This window comes from Flavobacterium sp. MAHUQ-57 (genome assembly GCF_051908335.1).
Lineage (GTDB): Bacteria > Bacteroidota > Bacteroidia > Flavobacteriales > Flavobacteriaceae > Flavobacterium.
Genome location: NZ_JBPZTE010000007.1, coordinates 206,461 through 231,750 on the forward strand (window position 1 = coordinate 206,461; position 25,290 = coordinate 231,750).

A 25,290-nucleotide genomic window follows, 5' to 3' on the forward strand; every position below is an offset into this window, starting at 1 on the left:
AACTTTACCAACCAACAAAACCCTGTAAACTAGGTTCACAGGGTTTCTGATTGTAACTACTTTTAAGGAAATTATCTATTTCTGAAGGAAACGCCACAAGAACCTGAAACTTTCTTGCCTGTATACTGAATTACATTCAAATCAAACTCTTCCTGGAATCTCTTTTGCCTGCCTAGTCCAACAATCATTGGCATCAATCCTGTAGTTGGCATCTCAAAAACAGTTTTCACGGTAGGATCAATCCAAACCACAGTTCTTCGCTTGTACATTTCAACGCGTGCTCCACGAATATGCTGCTTCGCATAAGCCTGGAAGTATTCATTTATTTTCGGATCCGGGAAATAGATGAAATAAGGCGTTTTGACTTTAGGCGTCGGAAATACCTCAACTGTGATACTTTTGGATCTACTTCTCGCAGCATTCCCCAACATGATAAAGCTGGCGTTGTCTGCACCGGAATCGGAATACACAATCGATATATTCTTTTGGGCCAAATTATTGTCGTCCCAAACATGATTACCTGTTGGTGTAAATCCATCATGTGGTGATACTTCCACCAACAAACACGGATGCCATTTCACCGCAATACCATCAACAAGAACTGTTTCAGGCGGGATCAAATCGGCTGTCCATTCTAAAGTAATAAATCCATCGGCACCTGCCGCCACCGGATTAACCAATTGCTCACCAATCAGATAAGTTCCAAACGTAAGCGGATTCGGAATAACACCATTCGGGCGTACCGTCGGAATGAAATTATCCGGATAGATAAACTCTGCTCCCGCATAATGCACAATATAGGTTCTGATATAAAACGGATACGAAACGACGGTGCCTCTGTTTTTATAACGTACGTTCAAATAGTTGTTTTGTCCAGCTATTGGCGACTGATGCACCGTATTGGCATTGGTAGCATAACTGGCCGGAGCAATGCCGTCATTGGCGTTTCGTACCCAGATATCAACTCCATGCCAATGTGGAGAAGAAGCGGCACCTGCTCCCGTATCGGCCATATTGTCTCTCACGAAGATATCTCGTGACGATGGATAAGTATGCGCAGTGCTCACAGCTAAAGCGGCGTTGATTCTGCCGTAACCGTAAAACTCACTGAAAAAGGGTCCAGTATATCCCGGATCGGTTGAAATTCTATTCATGGTATCTTTCCATCTTCCAACGGCATTAGTATTACCCGGATCGATTTTAGTAGCCGTTTCACGCATAATTTCACGAACTTCAATCCATGTCAGTTTGTTGTTAACCGATAACATCAAAGCGGCAACCCCGGCACAAACCGGTGTAGCATACGAAGTACCACCAAATCCGTTCTTGTAATCTCTGTTCCCAAACAATACTGCGGTTCCATTGGCTTTATTGTTAAACAAAGCCGGTGTAAAGGAAATTGTATTCCCTGCAATCCCTGTAATTCTTTTGGCTTCGGAAGGAGAAACATTCATAGTCGGATTACCAATAAAAATAGCTTGTCCATTGACAAAACCAGCTGCAGAAGCCACAGTAATCGAAGTGGCACCTGCCACAGCCGCCGCAGAAAGTGTCGTTTGACTTTCTCTATTACGAGGAACATTTCCATCATCATCACTCACCCCGTTAAGCACCGTAGCGGTAATGGCTCCATAATTTTGTGAAGGATTGTGCAACGGCAAACCGCCAACATACGCGTCATGGCTAGGTGCACAAAAATCCAATAAGGTACCTGAACCACTATAAGCCGAAATGATTTCAGTCGTTCCATCATTAGCCAATGTTGAAGCACCACAAGCAAAGGTTTTCTCATAAGCCGCCCAAGGTCGTTCCAAATGGAAATTAATATTGGATCCATAATTCCCTACTGAAAAAGTCAAGATAATTCCTTTTCCTCCTCTTCCATAAGTCGTCAAATGATCGAAAGCATCTTGCATAAAACCGGATATAGGCGCTGTAAAACCTGCTCCATAGCTGCTGGTGATAATATCTGCTCCTCGAGCCAATTGCGTAGGGAATCCCATTCTGGCACTATTCGGATCAAATCCTCCAACCCAAATGTACATATCCGAATAATCTGCTTCTGTTCCACCTCTTCGGATACCCATCAACCTACAGTTTCCGGCAACACCAACATTCCCGTCAGGAACACCTCCCATTACGGAAGTGGTATTGGTAAAACCTACCGAAGCACTGGCACAACAAGTACCGTGACTTCCGCCCAACGCATTGTTATTGGCTACCATACTGACAAAATTGAACGAATTAATCATCTTAGGTTGCCCATTGGATACCGTACCGTTGAATTGCGGGTGATTGGTGTTTACGCCACTGTCAACCACCGCAACTACCACATCCGGACTTCCGAAACGTTGTGAAGCGCCTAAATTATCACTTAGTACTTGCCATGCATCGGGTGTATTGATCAACGGATGATCCCACTGCTCCGGAAATAAGAAATTAGTTGGTATAATGGCATCTTCTTCATACGTATGGAACAAATTCGGCTCGGCATAATGCACCAAGTCCATCACTACCAATTGATCGCATATCTCCAGACTTTTATAGCTATTGCCATCGGAACGGACTTTAAAATGGTAGGCATTTCCAGCATAAGGAATCGTTCTAAGTATCGTTAACCCCAATCGCTTGGCAATCATTCTCACTTCTCTTTCAGCTACGCTACCTTTAAAACGAACGATGATTTCATCCGTCAAAAGGGTAACGTTCTTCTCATTTTGTTTTAAAATTGGTCCCGTAGACAAAACACCTTTGAGCCTTTGAATGGTGACCAGTAGTTTTTGTCTTTCTTCTTCCGATGCTCCCTTAGGATAAGCAAACATACCCAATCCGTTTTTAAGCAAATTGCGGTGGGCTTTCATCGGTTGCAATTGGTAGCGTTGAGCAATAGCATTCAACTGTCGGTCAACCATTCTATCTTCATCGGCCTGAACAGCCACTCCGAAATACTCTGTAATCGGCTCAAATGGCACTTTTACGTTACCTCTATAGTAAAATGGCATTCCTTTTTTGCCTAAAATAAACAATTCATCAATGGCGTTTTGCCCCACAAAAACGCTTCTTGTTTGTGTTTCATAGTTTTTTTCAGCAACAGTAATAACATACCGGTCTGACTTGATTTCCCCAGTTACATACGCTCCAACCTGCTTGTCAAAACGCAATGCAATTACTTCTCGATTGTTCGAAATGGAAACCGCAGCGGTACTCACCGGCTTTTTGTTGAAATCAACAACCGTAATCTTAATCCTACTTCGATTTTTCATAAACATAAATTCTTTAAGAAAAATTACCCAACTCTTTCTAGTTTGTTTATTCGTTTGTGTAATTTTTATTGTAACACCTACTCTTTTCTGGCTTTTCGGCTTCCTCCATGCGCATTCGCTTCCAGTTTATTAGAATGGAGTAAAATTAGGAGCACTTTAAAAAGGAATACCGAGGATAAACCCCTTTTTTGAAAGGTATTTTTCCTGAGAAAAACAAAGTATTGAATTAATTGTCAAGCAATTAGATCGAAATAAAACCATTATTTAAGCTGCATTTACTTTTATTTAGCGTATCTTTATAAAATCTGAATAATTGATGGTTCATCACTTTCTGATTATTTTGGTCTTTAAAGAGTGTGCAAATTATATTGTATGCTCTTTTTTGGTTGAAATGCATTGGGCCATTCTATTGAATACTTAACAAAATACATTGTAACAGATTGATTATCAAAAATAAAATCAATTTAATTACAGAACTTGACTTTATTTTTTGTATCTTTAATGGACTGAAATGATTGGAGGTTCATATTTCTAATTGTTAGGTTCTTAAAGAGTGTACAGTTCATTTTGTACACTCTTTTTGATTGAATACAATCGCTCTGTACAGAATTGTGATTTGACGTGTCTCGACCTTATACGAGATGAAAAACAAAAGGATGGACACCTATTGCGCCCATCCCTGTATCTTGAATGCCGTTGGAAACGGATTTTATGTTTATTTACAGCTCAAAGTCGGGAGACTTTACGCAGTGGTTTATCTATATCCTTGATAAATAATATTTCCTCGAACATCAAATTGTATCCCGATAGCGCGGATTTGCAATCCGTGCCCGCAATCCACTTCAAAACAAATCTAACAAAACAATCTCTAAATCATTTTCCAATCCCGCATAATTCCTTGCTGAACTATAATAATAATCCTCTGGATGAACTACGATTTTATCTTTGACTGGATTGTTATGAATGTAATTTATTTTTTGTTTAATAAACCAATTCGTTTCAACGATTTCAGCATGGTAGCCATCCTGCCAAACTTTATATTGTTGTTCTCGTTTTAAATGTTTACAAGATTTTTTAAAATAATCTAACATCCATTCACGTCTGCTTTCAGGTTCATCAATAATAGTTTGAATTATTTTCTTTGCAGTGAATTTTTTTAAATCTCTCATCACGTCTGAAAGTATAAATCCATTTGTCGCTTTACAAAGTAAATGCATATGGCTCGACATAATGCAATAAGCATATATTTCCAATCCTTTTTTCTGTTGACAATGCTGTAATGCCTCTATAAGAAGAGTTTTCTGATTGAGTCTAGTAAAAAACATCTATCCAACCCACTACTGTTATGGTTATAAAATAGGCATCTTCAGTTGTTATGGCTTTATACTTTGTTGACATGGCGTGTATATAAAAACAAAACTACAACTTTTTTAGGGTTGTAGTTTTTATTTATTCTCTTTGTGGGCACGGATTGCAAATCCGCGCTATCGGGATCCCTAATGCCGTTGGAAACGGATAATTTATTTTAACTTTAAACTTTTAATCAATCATTTCGAACTTTATAATACCACTATCTTTCATTTCTTCCATATCCGTTTTTGCTGAATAAAACAAAAGCGTCTTCTTATTATCTATTTCATCAACAATTGGTTTATGTTCTTTTTCATTGATTGAAAAACTAAAATCAGATTTATTTATAACTCTTGAATAAGGTTTACTAACAATAGATTTACAGGTATAATTTTTATTATTTATTGTTAAGACAATACTATCAATATCCTGAATTTCAAAAAGCTTATTCCTTTCGTCTTCATTAGAAATATAATAATTTAGCCCACCGTATTTTGTTGAGAAAAAAGTTCCGTAAAATTTATTAGTTACTTTTCCTTTCTTATAAACAACAGTTTTTATATCTTTTTTACTCTCACAAGCTATAAAAGATAATAATACTCCTAAAAATAAAACTTTTTTAATTTGCATCTTTCTTATAATATTTAAGGTCTTTGGTTGTAAAATTTTTATTTTGGTCATTATTAAAGCCTTTTATTATTTGATTTAATGGAAGAACTTTAGGAGCGGCTTCATCTCCGTCTTTGGTAAAAGCATATACTGTACCATCTTTACTAGTTCCGTAATAAGAGACTGTATGTTGTCCAGCAATAGAAATAATTCCTTCACCTATCTTGATTCCATCTAAATTTTTGACCTCAGAATAGCCTGGTGTTGAATCAAATGCCATAGGATTAGGAAATTGGTCATATTTTTCAGCGTTCTTGGGTGTAATTTCTTCACCTGCATTAGCCATTTGAGCCGCTTGGTCACAAACATAATTGTCATTTTTTCTATCAGGTTTTGCTTTACCTTCTCTAATCTCTTCAACGGTACCACCATTTGACCTTTCAATTGCTCTTGTTACATTGTTATTCAATTTGACTTTATCACCTTCTTTAATTTGAAAATTAGTTCTGGTAGTAAATCTTTCTTTCACATCTTTTACGGATGTTCCAAGAAACTTAGCTAACGTATTAATATTATCTCCTTTTTCTGCTACTAGATTACCTTTTTTATCAGGTTGCCATATTGCTTGCATACCATCAGGGTCAACAAAATACATAGGATTATTATAACAATAGTTATAAGGTGTCCATCTACGAGAATTCTCTGCTTTAGGGTCTATATTCATCCATCTCCCAATCGCCGCATCATAATTCCTTGCCCCATAATCGTAGAAGTTCAGCCCTAGCTCGTCTTGCAATTCCTTACCGTTGTACTTATACTTATACGTTCCTGCGAGTTTACCATTATACGCACGAAGCAAAAAGGTCAATTCTGTGTATGTAAGAACGTATAATCTGACAAAAATATAGGTATTTCAAATTAAATCCTAATAATGAAATGATTAAGTGCTTATAGGTATGACCAATAACAAAAAATCCACCCGAATTGGGTGGATTTCTATTTAATTTAATTCGAAAGCTCAAAAATCAATCTTCAGTTTCAACATAATATTCTTTTCGAGCTTGAAATGAAAATTCTTTTGGATTCTCATGAGATATTGTATAGCCATCTTTTTTATACATATCAATTGCATCATTATATTTTTTATACATCTCTGCAATTGTGATAAGGGTATTCCCAGCAATAACCTGAGCTATTCCTTCATTTGTTGATTCAACTTTTACGCTAATTGTCTTTATATGACGCTCTACCATAGTTTGGGTTTGTTTTAAATTAAATATTCATAATTTATTAAAATCAAATATATTAAATTATCATATAGGAAAAAACTTATTGATAAGTTCCACTTCCTCCTGACTATTAACCCTAATATACTTTTCCGTGCTTCCAGACCAACGATGTCCGCACAATTGCTGTACCTGCTCCAGAGGTAATTTCTTTTCGTTTAACCAATTGCAAATAACACTCATTCGGATTGCTCTGGGGTTGAGGTCTCTATCAGGAAATAGCCCTTTGAACTGGTCGAAAATCGAGTTAATACCACCAATCGAAATGGGCTTACCCAATTTATTCAGAATGAGTTTATCGGTTTGACCCATCAGCATTTTTTTTCTGGTTTCGTTGATATACCTTGAAATTGGTATCATTTGTTTTTGGGTCAGTTCCAGAGTTCTACGGTTGAGGTTCTTCGATGCTTTGATAAGGATTGTACCATTATCCAAATCCACGTCTTTCAGCTCCAATCGTTTAATCTCATCACTGGTTAAGCCTTGATAAATCAATAAACTGATAAGAACGTTGTTTCTATCCTGTAAGAACCAATAGCGGTTTTCCCTGTTCATCAGTAATTGAAGTTCCTCGCTACTAAATAAATCCTGAACCTGAATAGCATGGTTGCTATTAACCTTTATGTTCAACCGCTTGCAGGGGTGGTCGGTTCTGTACCCGCTTGCTATCAAATAATCGTAATATTTTTTAATGGCTGAAAGGATTACAACACGATATCTGGGATTAGATTGCTCTTGGCTTACTTCATCCATGTAACTCACGATGTTTTGGTATTTGTATCGCTTGGCTTTGGGGTTCATCTTTACAAAGTGGTCAATGGCAAACAAATAAGTTTTAACGGTTTGTTTGCTATAATCTTGGTGCAAAAACTGCTCTAGTGTCTGTTTTGTCATAGGCTTTGGTTTAAAAGGTTACTACTGGTTTTTTCTTTTTGTTTTTAATGGCATAGATATACGTTGTATTGATTTCCGAATGACCTAAAAACCTGCGTATAAAGTCAAATCCTGCGTTATTCTTTGCCAAATGGTGAGCAATACTGTGACGGAGGCAATGAAGTGTTATATCTCGTTGAATTAACTCGTATTTACCTGTCTGTTCAATCATTTTCTTTAATGTTTTACCCAAATATTCCCCGCTCATTCGCTTGCCGTTATCGTAGATGAAAAAGGCATCGTCATTTTGAACTTTACCCACCCGCTTTGGATAATGTTCTTCGATGAGGTATTTCTTTAGGTAATCCACAACCATGTTGCTCATTGGCACTTCACGTCTCTTTTCACCTTTACCATCCCTAACGATTAGCATTCTGGTATGAAAATCAATATCCCGAACATCCAAAGCTTCAATCTCTGCCCTGCGTAAACCACAGCCGTAGGCGATGGATAACAAAGCCCTTTCCAAATGGCTTTCACAATGTTGGTAAACGATTTTGATTTCATCCACCGTTAGAACATTTCGAGAGCTTCCAGTATTGCTGTTATAGCTTGGAATGTAAAATCCTGTTTCAATTTCTTTGCTCTCCAATAGGTTCAACATAAACAACCCTATGGCAAATAAATGGAACTTAATAGTTTTGTCGGCTAGTGTTCCACTTCTGCGTTGGTTGGGTCTGGTTGAAAGATATTCCAGATAGCTCACCGTTTCTTTACCTGTTACCGCTTTTATCTTGGTGATTCCAGATTCTTCCAACCAGATTAAAAACTCAAAGATTGCAGTCTGGTACATTCTGCCTTTTCCCTGCTTATAGTTTTTAACTTTCACATAGCTCTCAAACTCGTTAAGTAGGTTCTGAAATGCTGGGGTTTGTATTGTTTTTTTCATCGTTTCATTGGGTTTTAAGATTTATCATTTGAAAACTTTCCTTATGCTCTTTTCCAGAATCGTAGAACGCCAGCGTTATATACCCTATGGTTGTTGGGCTGGCGTATTCTTTTTGGCATTTTACAACTGCTTTAGCTGGTTGCTGAGGTCTTCTTTTATTTTGGCTTTGACCTTTTCCAAATTGTCGAAATGAGAAATCACATACTTGAACCCACGATTTACACTCCCTTCAACCGCTTGGATGTATTCCATTTCCTGTAATTGCTTAATATAATTATAGGCTGGCGTATTGGATAACTTCATTTCCTGACGGATTTCCCTTTGGGTGAATTTATGGGTTGTACCTGCTGGCTGTTTCTTCACGTATTCTTTCAATCTATCAAAGAACTGGCGAACGCTTCCGTTAAGCTCGTCCACTTTTAAAATGATGGCATCAAAAAAGATTTCAACTGCCAGATTAACATCGGCTTTCGTAGCTATAAGCCTCCCTTGTGCATCGGTTTTGCGCTGATATTGTTGTAAAATGGTAATCTGACAAATAAAGTCCTGAAACTGTTCGTTTAATCTTCGGAGCATCTTGGCATCAAGCGGGAGCATGATTTTATCGGCATAAGGATTTACAACCTCATAACTCTTTAAAACCCTCATACAGTTGCGTAATAATTGCTTGGCTTCGTGTTCCTTTTCGGTGTTGGTGATACCTGCCTTTGTTTGGTTCTGCCTTTGGATGATTCTCATGGTTTGCTCAATACTTTCATCGATTCCCAGCATGATGGTTCTGCTTTCGTTATCCTGATAGATTTCCGTTTTTGTCGTTGCTACAAGGCTTGCAAAATGGGCGTTCACATTCTTTTTAACCGATTTGCTATTGCCGTACCTGTCCTTTACCACTGTGGAACGCTTTAACATCTTATACGATTGGATTTCCCGAAATGCCAGTCTTGCGTCTTCGTCCAAACCATCAAAATCTTGGATGACGGTTAGTTTTTTATTCAATTCCTTATCGGTATAGTAGTACAGCGATTTACTGGTAATACTGGTCGTGTCGAAAAGGTCTTCCTGTGGCATACATGAGGCAATCTTATTGATGATATGGCTCTTACCACACCCAGAACTCGCCATCACCATTGCATGAAGCGGATAGGGCATTTTATAGGATGAAGCCACCGCAAAAAGAACTTTCCTGTTGTTTTCCTCTCCAATGATTCCAGTCTGCTCCAGTAGCTTGTCAATATTTTGGAATAGTTGAGGTTTAGAAAGGAATTCCACCGCTTTCTCACTTGCTCTGGAGGTCAACTCCTTTTCTGAATATTGTTCGCTTATAGGGTTTGTTTCAGTGTTAAATAAATCGTCCCTGTACTGTTCCAATAAATCCGTCAGCTCCAACAAATCGGATTCCAACAAATGATAATCAAACCCGTGTTTATCTTTAAGCTCGTTGCAGTGATATTCTACGTTGCTAGTCTCAAACAAATCAATTTTTAATCGGTGCTTTTTGGTTGAATCCTTTGCGATTATCTGCAAACTGATTCGCATGTTTCCCATGTCCATAGGCAGATTGCCTACGATATAATACGTTGCTACTTTACCATCGAACTGTATTTTGCTTTCGCCTGTAATCATTAGCCCGCTGGTTTGTTTCTTTTCTCTTGGTGCATCGTTAATCATTTCCAGAATCCCGTCCGTTCCGTAGTTCATCCACATATCATTTAAACTATGACCGTCTGGAAGTTGTACCATTGTGATGGGTAATTCTGGTCTGAACTGCTGTATTTGTGTTTTGATATTTTCCATGATTCTAGCGTTTAATGATTATTATTTCTTCCAATTCTGTTAATGATTCGATGGCTTCCCTGTGCTGGGGTAAAAATTTACCGTTGTGCAATGCCATTACTGCCTCCCGCTGGTCAAGTGCTTTGGATTGGATGAAGCTTGCACAGTCCATCAGCGTTGGGGTAATAAAGAGCCTTTTGGTCTTCTGATGCGGGTATTTCGGGAATAGCCCATTTTTGTTGAGGTATGCCTCTTGTTTATCAGCCTTTTCAAACCGTACCGCAAAGAAGTTCACTATCTCATTTTCCTTGTTCATCAGTGGGAAAATAACCCCATACCTCCCAAACACCGTGTAAGCTGTTAGGTCTTCTTTATTTGCTACCGCAGTAAGGCTCTTTTTAATCACTCCCAGAGCTTCGTATTGGTCTTTGACCTCTTGGCTCTCCCTGTGGTGGAATTGCCCTGAATTGAAGCCTATTCGCATTTCTGTGTAATCTAATCCAATGCTTTTAAGATAGTCTTTCGGTTTGGTCGCTTTACTGCTTCGGATTCCAGTTTCAAAGGATTGGAATAATGTTTCTAGTGTTTCCATAGGCTTCAATTTTTAAGGGTTTGACATTATGCTGATTGGTTGTTTTGGTGAAAAACGAGCATCGCAAGCTCTGCAACTGTATCGATTAATACTTCTACCATCTCTGGATGTACCGTTGCCAGACAATCTTTTGAAAATCGATTCAGTTTGGAATCTTCAACGTAAGTATGAAGCCAAGAGCTTTTAGTATCGGTGATGATAAAATCAGGTATTTTGCTGTTTATCTTCACATTGTAACTTTTCATTGCTACCTTATTGTACTTAATACTAGGGTCAACAATTATTGATTCCCCTTCAATTTCAACCACACACCAAGTATGATAATATCCTATATTCTGACCTTTTGTTATTGATTTGCCGTAGATGATATTCTTATCGTGTTTATCTTTGAAAATGGCACTCCCAGTTACTTCTTTGGCTTCAAATCCAGCTTTTTTAAATCCTTCTGCAAGACAATGACCCATCAGATAACAAGTTCCTATCGGATAGTTTGGAGAAAGTTCCTCTAACTTGATTGTAAACTCTGAACATATTTTATTTAGGCTATTTATTAAATTGGTTCTCATAATGTTTTTTTTAATGGATTAATAATTCGTTGGTTTTAGGCAAGGGAATTCCTGTTCGGGTTGTTATACCGAATTTTAAAATTGATAATCAGTTATTTAGGGTTTAGAGATTAGAAGGCGATGTCTTCAAATTTCCAGTACGGGTCATAACTACTGTACAGGTCTTTTACTTTACTGATAGTTATCTTTTCGGGTATCATCAGAAACTCTCTGGTTCGTTTATCGGAATTGTGACCGAAGTGTTTCCGTAATGCCCCGATTGCGGATTGCTGAAAGTTCCATTTTTCCAAAACAGTCAAACCAAACACCCTTCTGAACGAATCTGTTTCAAGTGGGTAAGGCATCCCGACAACTGACTGGTATTTTTTCTGCAACTTTCTCAAATCCCTGTTAAGGCTGTTGGTAGTCATGACTTTACCATTAGCGGGATTCATAAACGCAGGGGTGTCCAATGCGGGTTTATCCAGTTTGATATATATGTACTCAATAAAACTCTTTAGAAACTTGGTTACGGTTCGAGCTTCCGAATCCTCGAATGTAATCACGTCTTTTGCTTTGCCGTTTTCATCTACAAAACAGCCCCAATCCATTTTTAATTGGATTCCGATTTTATAGCCCAGCGTACAACCTATGAGTATAAGAAACGCATAAGAATATTCTTTATCCCTTACCATGTATTGTACCATTTGGACAATATCGTATATACTTAAATGTTTCTTATAATTTGTTTTCATATTTCCGATTGATTACATTGCAAAGATAGATAGGCTGGGGATTCTATGCGCTATCGGTAATTGCGGTAAATGAGACTTTTTATGTTAAGCCTCATTATTGTTGGTAAAAAAAATTGAAGAAAAAGTGATATTTTTTATTTCATCAAGAATTTTCATGTTACCTTTTATTAGTTCAGCTCTCATTTTGGATGGATTTTCAACTTTGAAAAAGAATCTATTTTCTAAAGTTTTCTTATCATGCTCTTTAATACCATCAGAAAATAATACTACTTCATGTTCTTTTACTTCCTTAAAATCATTAAATGATTTAAAATTTTTTAATTCAAACTCCATTCCATTTGATAGATGTAACACGTTTTGGTATAATATCCAATTCTTATCCTCTGCCAGTATGTCTATCAAAATATCCACTTTTAAAATCTCTAAAGCCTCTGATAAAGGATGCGTTTTTGGTATTTCCCATTGTGTTGGATTCTTTTTATCATAAGCTAGGATTTTATCAATTTCTCCTTTTTTGAGTTGTTCTAAAAAAACAACAGGGTCTTCAATAACCAATTTTATAAATTTCTGAATATTAGTTTCGTCTGGATTAACTACTTGTGGTATCGTAATATCTCCAGTAATCTTATTGATGTATATGATTCTGGTTTTGGATTCTAATTCCTCTTTTAATTTTTCAATATTTAGCCTTGTAACTCCAAATTGATAGAAATATCTATCATCAGGAAACTCTAACTTAAAATCATTGTCCTCGAAATCTAAATTTTGCCAAAACTCTGATTGGAATTCAATATCATAACCTCTATCATGCCATATATCTGAATATATTTCAAAGAATAACTCGGCATCCTTTTCATTAATATTCAAATCTTCAAAATCACGTTCGCATAATGTTCTATCTTTAACCTTTTCATAAAGCTTTGCTTCAACCAGTTTGAAATACTCCAGTTTTTCCTTTTTAGTCATTCTGTTCAATTTTTTATTAGACATTCAAATATACATTTAGCTAGGCAACCATTGATAACCTGCTATACAATTGATGTACGGTTGATGGTAGAAATTCTTTACCATATCGGGTTTTAAAATTCAGCCCGTTGAGGTAATCCGCTATTTGTCGGTAGGTCATACCTTTTTCTTTGCAGTTACCTATTATAGATTGTGCCTGACGGTTACGGTCATTGTTCAATGCGTTTTCTTTTATGGTCTGTACACCTTTATTACGTGCATCGCTTGTTAGGTTCTTTGGACTTCCAAGTTTAACGCCTTTTTTCTTTAGTTCTGCCAGAGCTTGTTTGGTTCTGGTACTGATTAGCTTCGCTTCCTGTTCAGCTAATGCACTAAATATATGAATGGTGAAATGGTTAGCCGAAGGCATATCCACCGCCACGAATTCAATACCTGCATCCATTAGCGAGCTTACAAAGCTCACGTTACGGGCTAAACGGTCTAACTTGGCAATAACCAGAATTGCTCCTTCGTCTTTTGCCTGTTGGATAGCCTTATGGATTTCGATGCGGTCACGCTTATTTGTACCTGTTTCGATTTCGGTGTACTCCTTTAATATAATGCCATCCTGACCAGCTACGTATTTTTCAACGGAGCTTCTTTGAGCTGATAATCCCAAACCAGAAATTCCTTGAACTTTTCTACTCACTCTATAATATGCAATGTATTTTTTCATGATTTTGGCTTTTATAATATTTGTTAAACGTGCGTTTGTGATTTATTACAAACCACTTTGCAAACGTAAAGACCTGGAATTTAATATCCTAGAAAAACCTTTAAAATCCTGGGCTCACAGAGATTTGTATTTATTTTATCGCATAAAAAAACGAGGTCAATGCCTCGTTTAATTTTTGAATATTTTGATAATGGTTTAGTTCCACGGATTTTTATCGCCTTTTCGAATTACATCGTAATTTCCGTTTAGTTCAAGAGCTGGGTTACTTCCATCAAAAACAATCCTGTAATCACTTACACCGCTATCGTGCAAATTCACGGTTACATATTTTTTACCCGTATCCGAAAATCTATCTTCTTTAAAATCGTAGCTCCCTGTTCTATCTGGTGAAGCACCCCAACTACCACTTTGAGGGGTAGCCTCATAAAGCTCATAACTTCCATCTGCCTTGATAATGATTTTCTTCCAAAGCTCTCCAGTTGGTTTGGCAATCCATGTACCAATAGCACAAGTCTTAACGTCTTCCAGTTCGCTAATGTAGTAGCAGGTGTTTTCCGTGGAGTATTCCGATGAGGTTTCTGGGCTGTTTGATTTTAATTTATCGTTTATGAAGCCGATTAAGAAGCCTGCTCCTAATGTACCAACAACGATTAAAGTCCATAGTTTTCCGTTACTCATAATTTTTTAATATTTAAGGTTTAGTAATATTTTGATTCGATTAGAAATTGCGGATGGCTCTAACATTTATTGCCATAGCTGGAGATTCTAAATACAAATGTTGTCGCCAATAGTTGTTGTCAGAATGCCAATCCACACTCCATACATTTAATAGTGGAGCTGAATTGTATGGGTTTGGGTCGTCTGGGTCATTTATATCGCATGACGAACTCCAAGTATTTTCAGTTATGCTAAAAAAGTCAGGTATTGGGTGTTGATACTTGAAAAAATAAAGCATCGAGTATAGTTCTTCCCTTGATGGCAGATACCAATCGTCTTTTCCATTCAGTACCAAGTCGTAACAGATTTTAGCTGCATATGGCTCACCGTTGTTATTTCCAATGTGGTTAATGATTTTGGTTGTATTATCTTTTCCTGTTCCGATGGCTACACCAAGTTGAGGTACTGGAACATATATTTGAGTTTGCGGATTTCGTGGTACTTCACCCCATTTTACAAGCCCTAGTACGCCAGTTACTTCAAGACCATGCTGACCAGTAGCATCTAGTGAAAATATACGACCGCCTCCAGGTCCGATACCTCCTAAAGTATAGGTCGTGGGTGTTGGGTTCGGGTCTGGGTTGTTTGGATTGTCTGTTGGTGCATCATCGCCACCGCTACACGATAGTAGAAACGTAATAAAAGTTAGTGCTAATAGTTTTTTCATTATCCTGATTTTAAAGTTACAGAACAAATATATAAAAACGGGTATATATAACCTGATAAATATAAGCGTATTTTACTAACACCCTAAATATAACTTGGTCATATATTAATACCTATATATATGAGCGCAAGAAAAAACGATATTCCTGAATCGGTGAAAATCATTGGTGCTAACATCAAAGCTATCATTAAGGAAAAGAACCTCAAAGTGCGTCATGTGGCGCATGATGCCGACCTAGACATTGAAAACTTTAGGAAGTATATGGCAGGAAGTCAAATAATGGGTATTGATAAGCTGGCACGTATCACCAAAGCGCTAAATGTTGATATTTCAGCGCTATTCTTAGGTGTATAATCTGCTAATTCTTCTTTTTCAATAGATTACCGATTTTAAGTAGCTCCGCTTGGTCTACTTTACTCATAAATATTTCAACTGGAAATTTAGGTGGCTGGGTCTTTAGTACCTCACGCAACTGGCTAATGGTAATTTTTAGTTTCATGGTTTCTTTTACTATAAATAGCCCACTCCCTTAAAAAATCACCTCAAAATTTGGGAAAAAATTTTCGAAGCAATCCGAGTTTTCTATACGACATCAATTTTTATAGGCTCTTGAAGTGTCGGGTAATCGCATCGACTTTTTTTACAATCTTCTTGAAGTCCCTTTGTTTACAGGGGGTGGAGGGGTGTTGATATACAGGGAGGACTATTGAGGTCTTCCAGTGATGAGGTGTGAACATATTACTATTAACTGCTGTTAAGCGCAGTGTTTACAAGGGTTAAGGCACTGTTTTGATGCAAAAAAGAACGTTTTAGCCCCTGAATATTTTTACTTTCCTAATTCACTTGACAATTAAAATCAAAATGCGTATAATTATTAAAGATGGGCAGTTTGCCCTGATAACATGAAATTGATACGTTATGAGAATTGTACAAAGTTTCAAAATTCGAGTGTGCAAAAGCACCACAGGTAAACCAAATCCTTTCTTTGGATGAGGTCTTACAGATAATAAAAAATGGAGACGACAATCTCCCGCTGATTAAAACAGCAAGAGAATACGGGAAAGGTCATTCCCAGTATGATAATATAAAAACTAAACTGCTACCTACATTTAGATTTAATTTCCATTTTAACGGTTCAGTAAGTAATCAAAATATTACTTCACCAACAGGATTGATATATTTGGACGTTGATGGTTCGGATTGCATTCCGCAAAGCGATTACATTTTTGCCTCTTGGAAATCATTATCAAATACAGGTTATGGAATACTGGTAAAAGTTGATAATCTTACCCTTACCAATTATTCAGATGTTTATAACCAATTATCGAAGATACTTGGCATAGGTTCTGATGCTGGCGCACGAAAAGCAACACAGCAAACCGTATTAAGCTATGATGAAAATCTTTATCATAATCCAAATTCTACCATATTTCATTTTACTGAAATTAAAAAAGTATCAAACGCTCCTATATTAGAGAAGAGAGAGAGGTGTATAGGGACGGATGAGACCTTTTTAGGTTTTAATACGGATGCTATACGATTTAATAATATTGGGGATTATTTTACTGGTGACTATGAAGATATGGAATACAGGGTATTTGATGAGAAAGTAATGATATGTAGCCCTTTTATCCCTAGAATAACTAATATGGGTAATCGTAATTCCAGAATGTTCTACCTGTTGTCACAGTATGGGTTATTAAACCCCTATGCTGGTAAGGGATTCTTAAAAGCAATTGCGGGTACTATCAATAAAAGAATGCTACCATCGCTATCAGAAAATGAAATCGATTCAATTTGTGATAGTATTGTTAGAATGCGTGAAGAAGGAACGCTAACAATGTATTTCAATGAAGAAAGACGCTTGCTATTCAATCCTAATATCCAAATAACCGCTAAAGACAAAATGAAAATAGTTAATACGGTATTGGGTCAAATGAAATCCCAACTGACCGAAGCAACAATTTACATAGCTTTAGAGAATTGGGATTTTGATACCTACGGGAAAATCACACAGACCAAAGTAGCCGAATTATTAGGCAAAAGTACATCAACTGTTAAACGTTATTGGAATGCTTTTAAAGATTATGCAGTTGATTTGAACAACGATTACAAAGCAATGAAAACAATTGTTGTAGAGGTTGAATCAACGCCTAAAATCGAAGAAAAAGCGGAAAGAAATGACGGTATTACAACCGAAAGGTATATTAAGAACCTTAAACGAAAATATCAGGCTTTTGATGAGGTTGACGAGCGTTATTTGTGGGGTCAGTTTAAAAAATACGATATTAAAAATTCGTTGGATAATGGATTCATGGAAATACATAAGCTGATGACCAATGCACTGAATAATCGAGCAACAAACGGCTACTATTAACGCTGGGAACTTGTGTAATTCTTGGGTTTTTCGTATCTTCACATCATAAATCAGCATGATATGAGAAACCAATTTCCGCCATTAGACAATAGTATGAGTACCCAGATGAGGTACGATTTGTTTGTAGAGAAAATGAATACCGCACAGCGTTCGTATAACGTTCGTCATAACAATACTTCAATATCCGATTCCTTTATGTTAGTAGGTGGGATATTTCAGATTATTGGCGGTTTATTGCTTATAGTATTTGGAATAGTGCGATGGTTGTGGTTACAATTGAAATAAAAATCCTAACTTTAACGGTTAGGATTTTTTATTTCAATCCATTTTACAAATTAATTTAAACTGCAATTACCTCATTGGTTAAATCAGGTAAAACTTTTGTTTTAGAATAATGCAAATAACTATTTGTCATTTTGCAGTTTTTACTACAAATAACTAACTCTCTTCCAACCTTGGTTCTATTTGCGAAATAATTAAATTCAAAAATATTTTTATTAACCTCTTTATATATTTTATGAATCAATGGGTGGTCATCGTATGAAACAAGCCAATTAGATGACAATTTTTTTTGAAGAAATTTAGAAAGCCTAACATGGTCATCCTCTCTAAAAAAAGCATTATATAATCCCTCGCCTTGTTCTACATAAGGAGGGTCAAGGTAAACAAGTAAGTTCTGCTTATCAACTATATTCTTCTCAATGTTTTTAAGAAAAACAACTGCATCCTGATTGTAAATCTTTATTCTTTCTTTGTAATAGGCTATTTTTTCAATTTTAGAGATAAGGTCGGCTTTATTAAATCTAGCATCAATTTTCCAATCTCCTTCTTGATTATTACCTCCAATTACACCTGCTTTTAAAATACCAGAACGATTACATCTATTCAAATAGAATGTAGTAAAACCAATTTCTAAATCGGATAAATTGTTTCTTAAATTTGAATCCTGTAGAATTTGCCTCCTATAATTCCATTCTTCAATATTTATTTTGCAATTGTAAATTAGCTCTATAAACTCTTCTGTATGATTTAGAATTGAATGCCAGAATTTATAAACCATTTCATCTTTATCGTTTAAATAAATCTGATAAACATCTTCTAGCATGAGTAATTTTAAAGCCGCGCCAGCTCCACCAGCAAAAGGCTCAACATATATACCATCAATAATGTTATTGGCCTGAATCGTTCTTTTTAAAAAATCGTACAAAGAAGATTTGCCTCCTGGATATCTTAATGGGCTATAATTCATTTTTTCATCTGTATAACAAAATACTCTAACAATGGATACAACTGGCTCCATACTTTTCTAAGCTCTTCCGAATCAGCCGTATAATATTCATTATGAACTAATAAATTGAAATCATTGTGTCCCAATAATTTAATATCATTTCTAATATATCCTTGTAAGGCCTGTTTCAATTTATCGTCAGTTACCAATGTAGGTGAAGAAGAGATGTGGGATAACATATACTTTAGCGATGGTATTAAATTAGACCTATCTATACTATCATTAATCCCAACCACTTTTCTTAAATCTTCATCTGATATATCCGCAATATTAATTTTTAATTTTGTTAAACCATCAGTAATCTTATTAAATTTTTTATCATTATCAGTTTTCAACTTTGCTATGGCCTCTAACTTAATGGCTTCCAATCCATTATTTTTTTTCAAAAATTGATATGACAACATATCTAGATAACTTCTAAAAAGTACGGACACCGCATTAGGATTACTTTTAATATTTAGAGATTTCAATTCATAAAAAATCTCGTCAATTCTTTGTATCCCAGTGTCCAAATACGTATTTGAAGGCATTAATTTTGTTGTTGATATTCTATTTCTCGTTGGTTTTGCAGGCTCTTCGGGCTTAGCTTCAGGTTCTGCCTCTTCCTCGTCATTTTTGTCTTCTTCATTATATTTTGTGTCGGGAATAATAGTTGCATCAAAATTACCCGAATTCCATAATTTATCGAAGTATTTTTTCTTATCCGCTTCGTCATTTAACTTTCTAGAATTAATTTCTCCCGTTATAACATCAGTTACAATTTTTGAAATTCTTTTTTCAAACTCTTCTTTTGGCAGCTTTTTAATTAAAGTGAATTTATTTTCATCAAACTCAAAACCCATAAAAGAAATTCCCTCTTTGAATTGGTAAACTCTTTCAACGTTTGTCATACTAAAAGTTGTTTCATCCAAAACATCTCTTTTAATGTGTTCAGCTAAATTTAAGCCACAAATTTCTTTATATACATTATATCTTTTGAGCGAATTTTTAATTTCAGTTTTTGATATTGGAAATTTTGCTGCCATTTCGTCAACCGTTTCTCCTGCTACAAATCTGTTATATAAAAATCTATCTTGTTTAGTTTTATCCCATTTTTCAACAGCAGAACCACCTGTGTGACGATTTACAATCATAACATCAGCATCTTCTCTCGTAGGGGCAACAATTACCTCTAATTTTTCTATTATAGATAAATCAAAAGTTTTTAGTAGTTTTTTAATATTGCTTTTTCTTGCTGAGCTTTTAATTAAATCAGGATTTATTAAGATTTTGGATGCGGAAACTCTTCGATTTCCTTCTAGAACATGATATTTATCATTTTCTTTAACCACTATCGGCTGTTCATTCAAGAAATAACCTTTAGTTGCAATATTTACAGCTAATTCATAAACTTTTTCATTTTCAATCAAATAATCAATGATTTCATTTTGATTTAGTTTTTTAGTTGATTCTGATAATCTGGGATTATTTAAATCTAATCTCAACGAAGTGGTATTAATCTTTTTTCTCGGCCAAGTTGAATAATTTATCATGTTTTGTTAATCTAAAATGAATTATTTTTAATGAAAATGTTTGTTTGTATGCGTGATGTTTTTTGTTAAAATTTGCGAACAATGTATAAAAATAAACAAACACCAAACAATACCAGATTTTGGTGATATTGTATCTAACTAAATTTGGTGATATGCATTGTTTCTTAATAACAAAGAACTTCAATGAATCCATTATTTCATTACGGAAAACCGTAACAAGAAAATAAATTCATTAATGGTACACAATACGTATTTATACTGAATTTTGATTTGAAAACTTTTATTTAGCTTTGTTATTCATACAAGTAAGTTAACAGCAATTTTAAATTACTTTTAGTTAATAAATTCAACAAATATTATGGAGGCAAACAGGACAAAAATACCAGCAAACCAAGATGAAATTAATTTGTATTGTTTCCTCGGAGAAGCTTTATTGAAAACTCAAATGGTTGAACAAGCTTTGAGTCATTCAATCACTATTAAAATGAATCCCGCTGAAACAAAAGAAAAAGCTGATGAATTTTTAAAACAAAACCAGAGTTACACTTTAGGACAAGCTATTAAAATTGCAATTAAACAAAAACTGTATAATTCGTCATTGCAAGATGAATTAAACGCTTTTTTACAGCAAAGAAATTGGTTAGTTCATAAAGTTATCTGTGGAAACGAAGAAGATTTAAATGCAGGAAATATAAAAGAGGAGTTATTTAATAAAATTAAATCTGTTTCAGACAAAGCTGAAAGTATTCAACGTACGATAGAATATGATTTGATAGACTTTTGTTCTTCTAAAGGGAAAAATATGTCAAAAATTGTAGCATTATTAAAATTACAAGAACAAGGAATAAGAATTCGAAAGTAGTATTTAAAAACTTCGTCTAACAACGGTTTAGATTGGTTTGGATTTGATGGAAAAACAAAAGGATGGACACGTTATGTTGCGCCCATCCCTGTATCCCGAATGCCGTTGGAAACGGATTTCAGACTTTTATTGATTGCTTTTCCAGTTTCTGTACATTTTAGTAATTACAGGTTCAATTTTACTGTAGTTATCCCAATTATCTCCTACATGAAATAACGTTTCATACTTATCGAAAACTTCCGCATAGTCATCTATATATTGACCATAATCATTTTCACTTGCATAATAAAAGCTAGCAAACTTATTACCTTCATCATTCAAGTCTTCTGGCCAAAATTTACTGTCACATTCCTTTATCAAAAACTCAGCACCAGTCATTTCTCTATTTTTTACTTTTTGAATTGAATCATTTGAGTTTTCAATATGCATCAATCCAATGAGGTTATTATCAATTATCCACGTAAGAAACATGCCAATGTGAGTACCCCCGTTTTTAATTGGCATTCCTTTAGGAAAATTATTCCCAGTATGCCAATCTATTCTATCATATGTCATATTTATATATTTTTAATTATTATGGTCTTACAATTTTCACTGGTGTAGGTGGAATTTGTGTCCCTGCTGGTAAACCAATAGAATTTCCATTATTCCCAATTACTGTGCCACCAAATTGTTCAATTGATGGAAATCCTGTTTTTTGATTTGGTGTTAAAGGAGCTGTCGCTGATGATTTCGCTTCCGTAACACCTATAGTTCCTTCTGCATCAACTGTTAAAAAATCTGGACGTACACGTGTTCCATTTGCTGCTTCAATTGTTACTTGTGGTGCAACTTGATTACCTGCACCTTCTAATTGTGACTGTACTTGTTTCTCAAAGCCTGCGCCTTGTGCTCTATTAGCTTTTAATGTATTTGCTTTTGATGCTGTTGAGCTAACCTCACCAGCTTCGGCACTAGCAACACTTCCATTGCCTTTTCCAACTTGACGAGCAACTATAAAAGTTGCAGCAACCGTACCAACTGACCCTAATGCTTTAGGGTCCCCACTCGCTGCTTTTTTAGCAGTATCAAGAAGATTTTTAGCACCACTTGTTTGGTAAACTTGATTAACATACTCTTTTGCTGCCCCTTTTGCTCCGCCTTGTTGATAAGCATTATATACTTGTTTAGTCGCATTAATTCCATTACTAACTCCTGTATAAGTACTAGTTACAGCTCCTACTGCAATATTTTTAGCCGTACCCCATGCTCCTTGTCTATAATCATTCACAAAACTCTTTACTTGACTCCAAGTTGGCCATGGCCACATACCATCAGGGTCTTGGAAGTAAACAGGATTATCAAAACAATAATTGTAAGGTGACCATCTACGTCCTTGTTCAGCTAACGGGTCCATTTGCCAAAAACGACCATCTGCTGGGTCATAAACTCTATTGTCAAAATCGTAAACATTAAGCCCTAGTTCGTCTTGCCACTCCTGACCAATGAACTTATACTTATTCGAATTCACACTTTGGTTGGTAACCACACCATTACCCCAATAACGTTCGTACTGCTCCGGTTCGTTATACCCTTTGTGTTTTAATCCAAACGGATAATAGTTACTTTCTTCCCAAAGTACTGGTGTACCTCTGCCATCATCATAATAAGTAACACGTACGTTTCCTAAATGATCGGTATAATTAAAATAGTACTGCGCATAACTGCCGTCCCATTTTACAAAACCTTCCGCATGCGGGAAAAATTCCAACTGTCCAAACTTGTACTGAAAGCCACCTGCAAGATAATCGGTTTCTTCCAATACTTGACTAGTAGAACTACACTGCTGCGTTACACTGGCTGTGCTTGTACCTCTGAAAGATTCTCCACCGCCGCCACCACCTTGACAAGGAAAATATACCGTTTCTTTCGTATGCACTTTCTTGGCAACTTTTCTACCCGTAGCATCGTAAAGATACTCAATTCTGAAATTCGTATCGCTATCAAAAACAATTTTTACGGGTAAATTCAAATGGTTATAGGTAATACTGGTGATGCCTTTGTTTACATCAAGTGTCATGTTCCCATTGGCATCGTAAGTATAATCAGTAGTATCATTGTCACTATAACCACTAGGATCTTTATCTTCGTTAAAACCTTCCGACCATCCGCTACTGTCAGACACCAAAACCAACTGGTTTTTATTATAAGAATCGTAGCCATATACCAAATTATCCACTTCATACTCATAACTCTCGTCTTCAAAGGAATTACGGACAAGCGTTTTGATGTTCCCGTTTTTGTCATACGTAAGCGCCTCTTTATAGGCATTCTTGATGTTTTTATTGTCCGGTCGGGAATAATCCGCCTGCAACAATCGGTTCAAGTGATCATAGGTATATTCGTATTTACGCTTTTGATCATCATACAAAGTTCTCCAATAGGTTTCTGAGATATTCCCATTGAAAAGTGCCTTGTTGGTATCTTCCGGTGTATTGTAACTGATTTTGAAAGCAAATAAATCATCTTTATTTTCCAAATCGGTACTCAATAATCCATCAATATCATTGATAGCTTCCAACCAACCGCGAATGTTGTATTTATAATCCACTTTTTGTAGTGCAGTATAACCAGTGGCGCTACCTCCAACATTCTTACTGGTCAATTGCCCCAAAGCATCATAGGTATTGCTGGCCAATAACTGCACATCACCACCGTTGATTTGTTGCACATGCAACGCCAAACGATCTTGTGGTGTATAGGTAAAAGTATCGGTAGTTACGATTTCAGCATCGGCATTAGCACGTTTGTGACGTGTAATGGTATGCTGTGTTTTCCCCATAAAATCCAGTTTGCTATCCACTTCGGTATAGCCTCCTAAATAATTATCGGTATGGGTTCTAACTGGGCGACCTTTGGTATCGTACAACGTATAGGATAATTCTCCCAATGTCTCGGTAGCACTAGTCAGAATGCGAACCCAACTTCCGGTAGCCATTCCTTTCACCGCAGTTTCCACATTTTGTCCTTCCACTTGAGAAGGAAGAGTTGGAGCTCCGGCATAACTATAATTATCGTAGTAATTTTTAGTCAAAACATCATTACTCCCCAATACAAACGGATTACTTCCTCCATTCACATTAGTTTGTTGCGTACCTCGAGCGTACTGACTAATAGCAATCGGTCGCCATCCCGTCTGAGTCACTCTCCCAAATACATCGTACTCGGTAATTAACACCCCATATTGTCCTGATACCCATGGCGATAAAGCCGGTCCTGTGGCTATCGGGCGATCCAGTAGATCGTACACAATAAACTCCCATTGTTTTCCCGGTAGTTTCTTAGCCACTAATCGGTTGCGATTATCGTAGCGGTACTGATAGCACAAGCCATTAAGAGTGGCTACATCGATAGCACCTTCTGCCAATGGTGGGATCACACACGCCAAGTTCCCGAACTGGTCGTACACATAATACGTCTCGTGAGCATTGCCCTCATTGAACGTTCTTTTCAAAACCACTTTACCGGTTTTATCCTTGAATTCCTGCGTGGTGTGATTGTTCCCTGTGGTCCAGTTCTCGTCTTTAGTTATGGTCAAATACAACGTATTGGCACTATAGTTACCGTTTTGGGTTACTACATTGGTATATTCTAGCGACGAACTGTTCCAACTCGCATCCGCTTTAAACAGTTTTACGGCATTGACTCCCTCGGCATCATTGGTACCGTACTCGAATTTGATTTCATGTCCGCTTCCCATTTTCCAGGCTTCACCCGGAGCGGCTTGTTTCTGCACTCTGTCTAATGGAGAAGCCTCCAATAGTTTTTCACTGAACGGTGCGGTTGTGGTTTCTCCATTGGAAGGATTGGTATAATAGGAATTTTGCATTCCCAAGGCACCGCTCATATAATCCAATGTCGATACTCCTGTGGCAAAAGGCAAATAGTCTTTTACCGGTCTGCCATAAGCATCGTATTCGATATGGGTGACAATATTGGTTCCTGTGCCACTTTGTCCCTGGTCTATTTTCTGGATGGGGCGCCCCAATCCGTCAAAATAGGTTACCACCGTTTGGGGTAATGTTCCTCCTGGACCTTTGTAGGTCGTAGCTTTCGTATAATTCTGATTCGTACTTTGAGCTAATGCAAAAGCAGGAACCAACAAAAGGTATAATAGTTTCTTCATCTTGCC

At 36.4% G+C, this 25,290-nt stretch carries 22 protein-coding genes and 1 pseudogene; 4 read left to right on the forward strand and 19 right to left on the reverse strand.

Annotated features, from left to right (window positions below):
• Positions 1–71: 71 nt before the first annotated feature.
• The 15 genes and pseudogenes from ACS8MM_RS08865 to ACS8MM_RS08935 form a co-directional block, all read right to left on the reverse strand.
• Positions 72–3,263: a S8 family serine peptidase gene (locus ACS8MM_RS08865; RefSeq protein WP_379715471.1), complete on the reverse strand. Its 3,192-nt coding sequence runs from the start codon at positions 3,261–3,263 to the stop codon at positions 72–74.
• Positions 3,264–4,105: 842 nt separating this feature from the next.
• Positions 4,106–4,661, reverse strand: a pseudogene (locus ACS8MM_RS08870) (REP-associated tyrosine transposase).
• Between the two features lie 141 nt (positions 4,662–4,802).
• Positions 4,803–5,243 carry a hypothetical protein gene (locus ACS8MM_RS08875; protein WP_379715474.1) on the reverse strand — a complete coding sequence of 147 codons (441 nt, stop codon included), beginning with the start codon at positions 5,241–5,243 and terminating at the stop codon, positions 4,803–4,805.
• Positions 5,233–6,090 carry an RHS repeat domain-containing protein gene (locus ACS8MM_RS08880; RefSeq protein ID WP_379715477.1) on the reverse strand — a complete coding sequence of 286 codons (858 nt, stop codon included), beginning with the start codon at positions 6,088–6,090 and terminating at the stop codon, positions 5,233–5,235. The genes ACS8MM_RS08875 and ACS8MM_RS08880 overlap by 11 nt, the downstream gene beginning before the upstream one ends.
• A 157-nt stretch (positions 6,091–6,247) precedes the next feature.
• Positions 6,248–6,475 carry a hypothetical protein gene (locus ACS8MM_RS08885; protein WP_379715480.1) on the reverse strand — a complete coding sequence of 76 codons (228 nt, stop codon included), beginning with the start codon at positions 6,473–6,475 and terminating at the stop codon, positions 6,248–6,250.
• A 60-nt stretch (positions 6,476–6,535) separates the two neighbouring features.
• Positions 6,536–7,402 (reverse strand): tyrosine-type recombinase/integrase, encoded by an 867-nt coding sequence (locus tag ACS8MM_RS08890; RefSeq protein WP_379715483.1) that lies wholly within the window; start codon positions 7,400–7,402, stop codon positions 6,536–6,538.
• A gap of 10 nt (positions 7,403–7,412) precedes the next feature.
• Positions 7,413–8,330 (reverse strand): tyrosine-type recombinase/integrase, encoded by a 918-nt coding sequence (locus ACS8MM_RS08895; protein WP_379715486.1) that lies wholly within the window; start codon positions 8,328–8,330, stop codon positions 7,413–7,415.
• Between the two features lie 120 nt (positions 8,331–8,450).
• Positions 8,451–10,124: a hypothetical protein gene (locus ACS8MM_RS08900; protein WP_379715489.1), complete on the reverse strand. Its 1,674-nt coding sequence runs from the start codon at positions 10,122–10,124 to the stop codon at positions 8,451–8,453.
• 4 nt (positions 10,125–10,128) lie between these two features.
• Entirely contained in the window at positions 10,129–10,695 is a 567-nt protein-coding gene (locus tag ACS8MM_RS08905) for a hypothetical protein (protein ID WP_379715492.1), read from the reverse strand.
• A 26-nt stretch (positions 10,696–10,721) separates the two neighbouring features.
• Positions 10,722–11,261, reverse strand: a complete 540-nt coding sequence (locus tag ACS8MM_RS08910) for a hypothetical protein (protein WP_379715494.1) — start codon at positions 11,259–11,261, stop codon at positions 10,722–10,724.
• Between the two features lie 110 nt (positions 11,262–11,371).
• Positions 11,372–11,995 carry a hypothetical protein gene (locus tag ACS8MM_RS08915; RefSeq protein ID WP_379715497.1) on the reverse strand — a complete coding sequence of 208 codons (624 nt, stop codon included), beginning with the start codon at positions 11,993–11,995 and terminating at the stop codon, positions 11,372–11,374.
• 84 nt (positions 11,996–12,079) lie between these two features.
• A complete protein-coding gene (locus ACS8MM_RS08920) occupies positions 12,080–12,961 on the reverse strand; it encodes a hypothetical protein (RefSeq protein ID WP_379715500.1) in 882 nt (293 codons plus the stop codon).
• A 40-nt stretch (positions 12,962–13,001) separates the two neighbouring features.
• Complete coding sequence (locus ACS8MM_RS08925) at positions 13,002–13,676, reverse strand: recombinase family protein (protein ID WP_379715502.1); 675 nt, start codon at positions 13,674–13,676, stop codon at positions 13,002–13,004.
• Positions 13,677–13,871: 195 nt separating this feature from the next.
• A complete protein-coding gene (locus ACS8MM_RS08930) occupies positions 13,872–14,354 on the reverse strand; it encodes a hypothetical protein (RefSeq protein ID WP_379715505.1) in 483 nt (160 codons plus the stop codon).
• A 40-nt stretch (positions 14,355–14,394) separates the two neighbouring features.
• Complete coding sequence (locus tag ACS8MM_RS08935) at positions 14,395–15,060, reverse strand: hypothetical protein (RefSeq protein WP_379715508.1); 666 nt, start codon at positions 15,058–15,060, stop codon at positions 14,395–14,397.
• Between the two features lie 120 nt (positions 15,061–15,180).
• On the opposite strand from ACS8MM_RS08935, the gene ACS8MM_RS08940 reads away from it, so the two are divergent.
• The 3 genes from ACS8MM_RS08940 to ACS8MM_RS08950 all read left to right on the forward strand — a co-directional run bounded on the left by ACS8MM_RS08940 (position 15,181) and on the right by ACS8MM_RS08950 (position 17,722).
• The gene (locus ACS8MM_RS08940) at positions 15,181–15,414 is read left to right on the forward strand and encodes a helix-turn-helix domain-containing protein (RefSeq protein ID WP_379715511.1); all 234 of its coding nucleotides are present in this window, start codon (positions 15,181–15,183) and stop codon (positions 15,412–15,414) included.
• Positions 15,415–15,985: 571 nt separating this feature from the next.
• Entirely contained in the window at positions 15,986–17,437 is a 1,452-nt protein-coding gene (locus ACS8MM_RS08945) for a BT4734/BF3469 family protein (protein ID WP_379715514.1), read from the forward strand.
• Between the two features lie 60 nt (positions 17,438–17,497).
• The gene (locus ACS8MM_RS08950) at positions 17,498–17,722 is read left to right on the forward strand and encodes a hypothetical protein (protein ID WP_379715517.1); all 225 of its coding nucleotides are present in this window, start codon (positions 17,498–17,500) and stop codon (positions 17,720–17,722) included.
• 55 nt (positions 17,723–17,777) lie between these two features.
• Here ACS8MM_RS08950 and ACS8MM_RS08955 read toward each other — a convergent pair whose 3' ends face one another.
• Complete coding sequence (locus tag ACS8MM_RS08955) at positions 17,778–18,737, reverse strand: DNA adenine methylase (protein ID WP_379715520.1); 960 nt, start codon at positions 18,735–18,737, stop codon at positions 17,778–17,780.
• Positions 18,683–20,209: a ParB N-terminal domain-containing protein gene (locus ACS8MM_RS08960; RefSeq protein ID WP_379715523.1), complete on the reverse strand. Its 1,527-nt coding sequence runs from the start codon at positions 20,207–20,209 to the stop codon at positions 18,683–18,685. Before ACS8MM_RS08960 ends, ACS8MM_RS08955 begins: the two co-directional genes overlap by 55 nt.
• 406 nt (positions 20,210–20,615) lie before the next feature.
• Between ACS8MM_RS08960 and ACS8MM_RS08965 the strand changes: the two genes are divergently transcribed.
• The gene (locus tag ACS8MM_RS08965; protein ID WP_379715526.1) at positions 20,616–21,119 is read left to right on the forward strand and encodes a hypothetical protein; all 504 of its coding nucleotides are present in this window, start codon (positions 20,616–20,618) and stop codon (positions 21,117–21,119) included.
• A 126-nt stretch (positions 21,120–21,245) separates the two neighbouring features.
• Here the strand turns inward: ACS8MM_RS08965 and ACS8MM_RS08970 are convergent, their stop codons facing one another.
• Complete coding sequence (locus ACS8MM_RS08970) at positions 21,246–21,674, reverse strand: DUF7832 domain-containing protein (protein ID WP_379715529.1); 429 nt, start codon at positions 21,672–21,674, stop codon at positions 21,246–21,248.
• 19 nt (positions 21,675–21,693) lie between these two features.
• The gene (locus ACS8MM_RS08975) at positions 21,694–25,284 is read right to left on the reverse strand and encodes a DUF6443 domain-containing protein (protein WP_379715532.1); all 3,591 of its coding nucleotides are present in this window, start codon (positions 25,282–25,284) and stop codon (positions 21,694–21,696) included.
• Positions 25,285–25,290 lie beyond the last annotated feature (6 nt).

Bases quoted from the DNA above. Each gene is read 5' to 3' on its own strand.
- ACS8MM_RS08955 (WP_379715520.1), bottom strand. From the start codon at position 18,737: ATGGAGCCAGTTGTATCCATTGTTAGAGTATTTTGTTATACAGATGAA.
- ACS8MM_RS08925 (WP_379715502.1), bottom strand. From the start codon at position 13,676: ATGAAAAAATACATTGCATATTATAGAGTGAGTAGAAAAGTTCAAGGA.
- ACS8MM_RS08910 (WP_379715494.1), bottom strand. From the start codon at position 11,261: ATGAGAACCAATTTAATAAATAGCCTAAATAAAATATGTTCAGAGTTT.
- ACS8MM_RS08950 (WP_379715517.1), top strand. From the start codon at position 17,498: ATGAGAAACCAATTTCCGCCATTAGACAATAGTATGAGTACCCAGATG.
- ACS8MM_RS08965 (WP_379715526.1), top strand. From the start codon at position 20,616: ATGGAGGCAAACAGGACAAAAATACCAGCAAACCAAGATGAAATTAAT.
- ACS8MM_RS08970 (WP_379715529.1), bottom strand. From the start codon at position 21,674: ATGACATATGATAGAATAGATTGGCATACTGGGAATAATTTTCCTAAA.
- ACS8MM_RS08940 (WP_379715511.1), top strand. From the start codon at position 15,181: ATGAGCGCAAGAAAAAACGATATTCCTGAATCGGTGAAAATCATTGGT.
- ACS8MM_RS08905 (WP_379715492.1), bottom strand. From the start codon at position 10,695: ATGGAAACACTAGAAACATTATTCCAATCCTTTGAAACTGGAATCCGA.
- ACS8MM_RS08920 (WP_379715500.1), bottom strand. From the start codon at position 12,961: ATGACTAAAAAGGAAAAACTGGAGTATTTCAAACTGGTTGAAGCAAAG.
- ACS8MM_RS08935 (WP_379715508.1), bottom strand. From the start codon at position 15,060: ATGAAAAAACTATTAGCACTAACTTTTATTACGTTTCTACTATCGTGT.
- ACS8MM_RS08975 (WP_379715532.1), bottom strand. From the start codon at position 25,284: ATGAAGAAACTATTATACCTTTTGTTGGTTCCTGCTTTTGCATTAGCT.
- ACS8MM_RS08865 (WP_379715471.1), bottom strand. From the start codon at position 3,263: ATGAAAAATCGAAGTAGGATTAAGATTACGGTTGTTGATTTCAACAAA.
- ACS8MM_RS08875 (WP_379715474.1), bottom strand. From the start codon at position 5,243: ATGCAAATTAAAAAAGTTTTATTTTTAGGAGTATTATTATCTTTTATA.
- ACS8MM_RS08930 (WP_379715505.1), bottom strand. From the start codon at position 14,354: ATGAGTAACGGAAAACTATGGACTTTAATCGTTGTTGGTACATTAGGA.
- ACS8MM_RS08895 (WP_379715486.1), bottom strand. From the start codon at position 8,330: ATGAAAAAAACAATACAAACCCCAGCATTTCAGAACCTACTTAACGAG.
- ACS8MM_RS08890 (WP_379715483.1), bottom strand. From the start codon at position 7,402: ATGACAAAACAGACACTAGAGCAGTTTTTGCACCAAGATTATAGCAAA.
- ACS8MM_RS08885 (WP_379715480.1), bottom strand. From the start codon at position 6,475: ATGGTAGAGCGTCATATAAAGACAATTAGCGTAAAAGTTGAATCAACA.
- ACS8MM_RS08900 (WP_379715489.1), bottom strand. From the start codon at position 10,124: ATGGAAAATATCAAAACACAAATACAGCAGTTCAGACCAGAATTACCC.
- ACS8MM_RS08915 (WP_379715497.1), bottom strand. From the start codon at position 11,995: ATGAAAACAAATTATAAGAAACATTTAAGTATATACGATATTGTCCAA.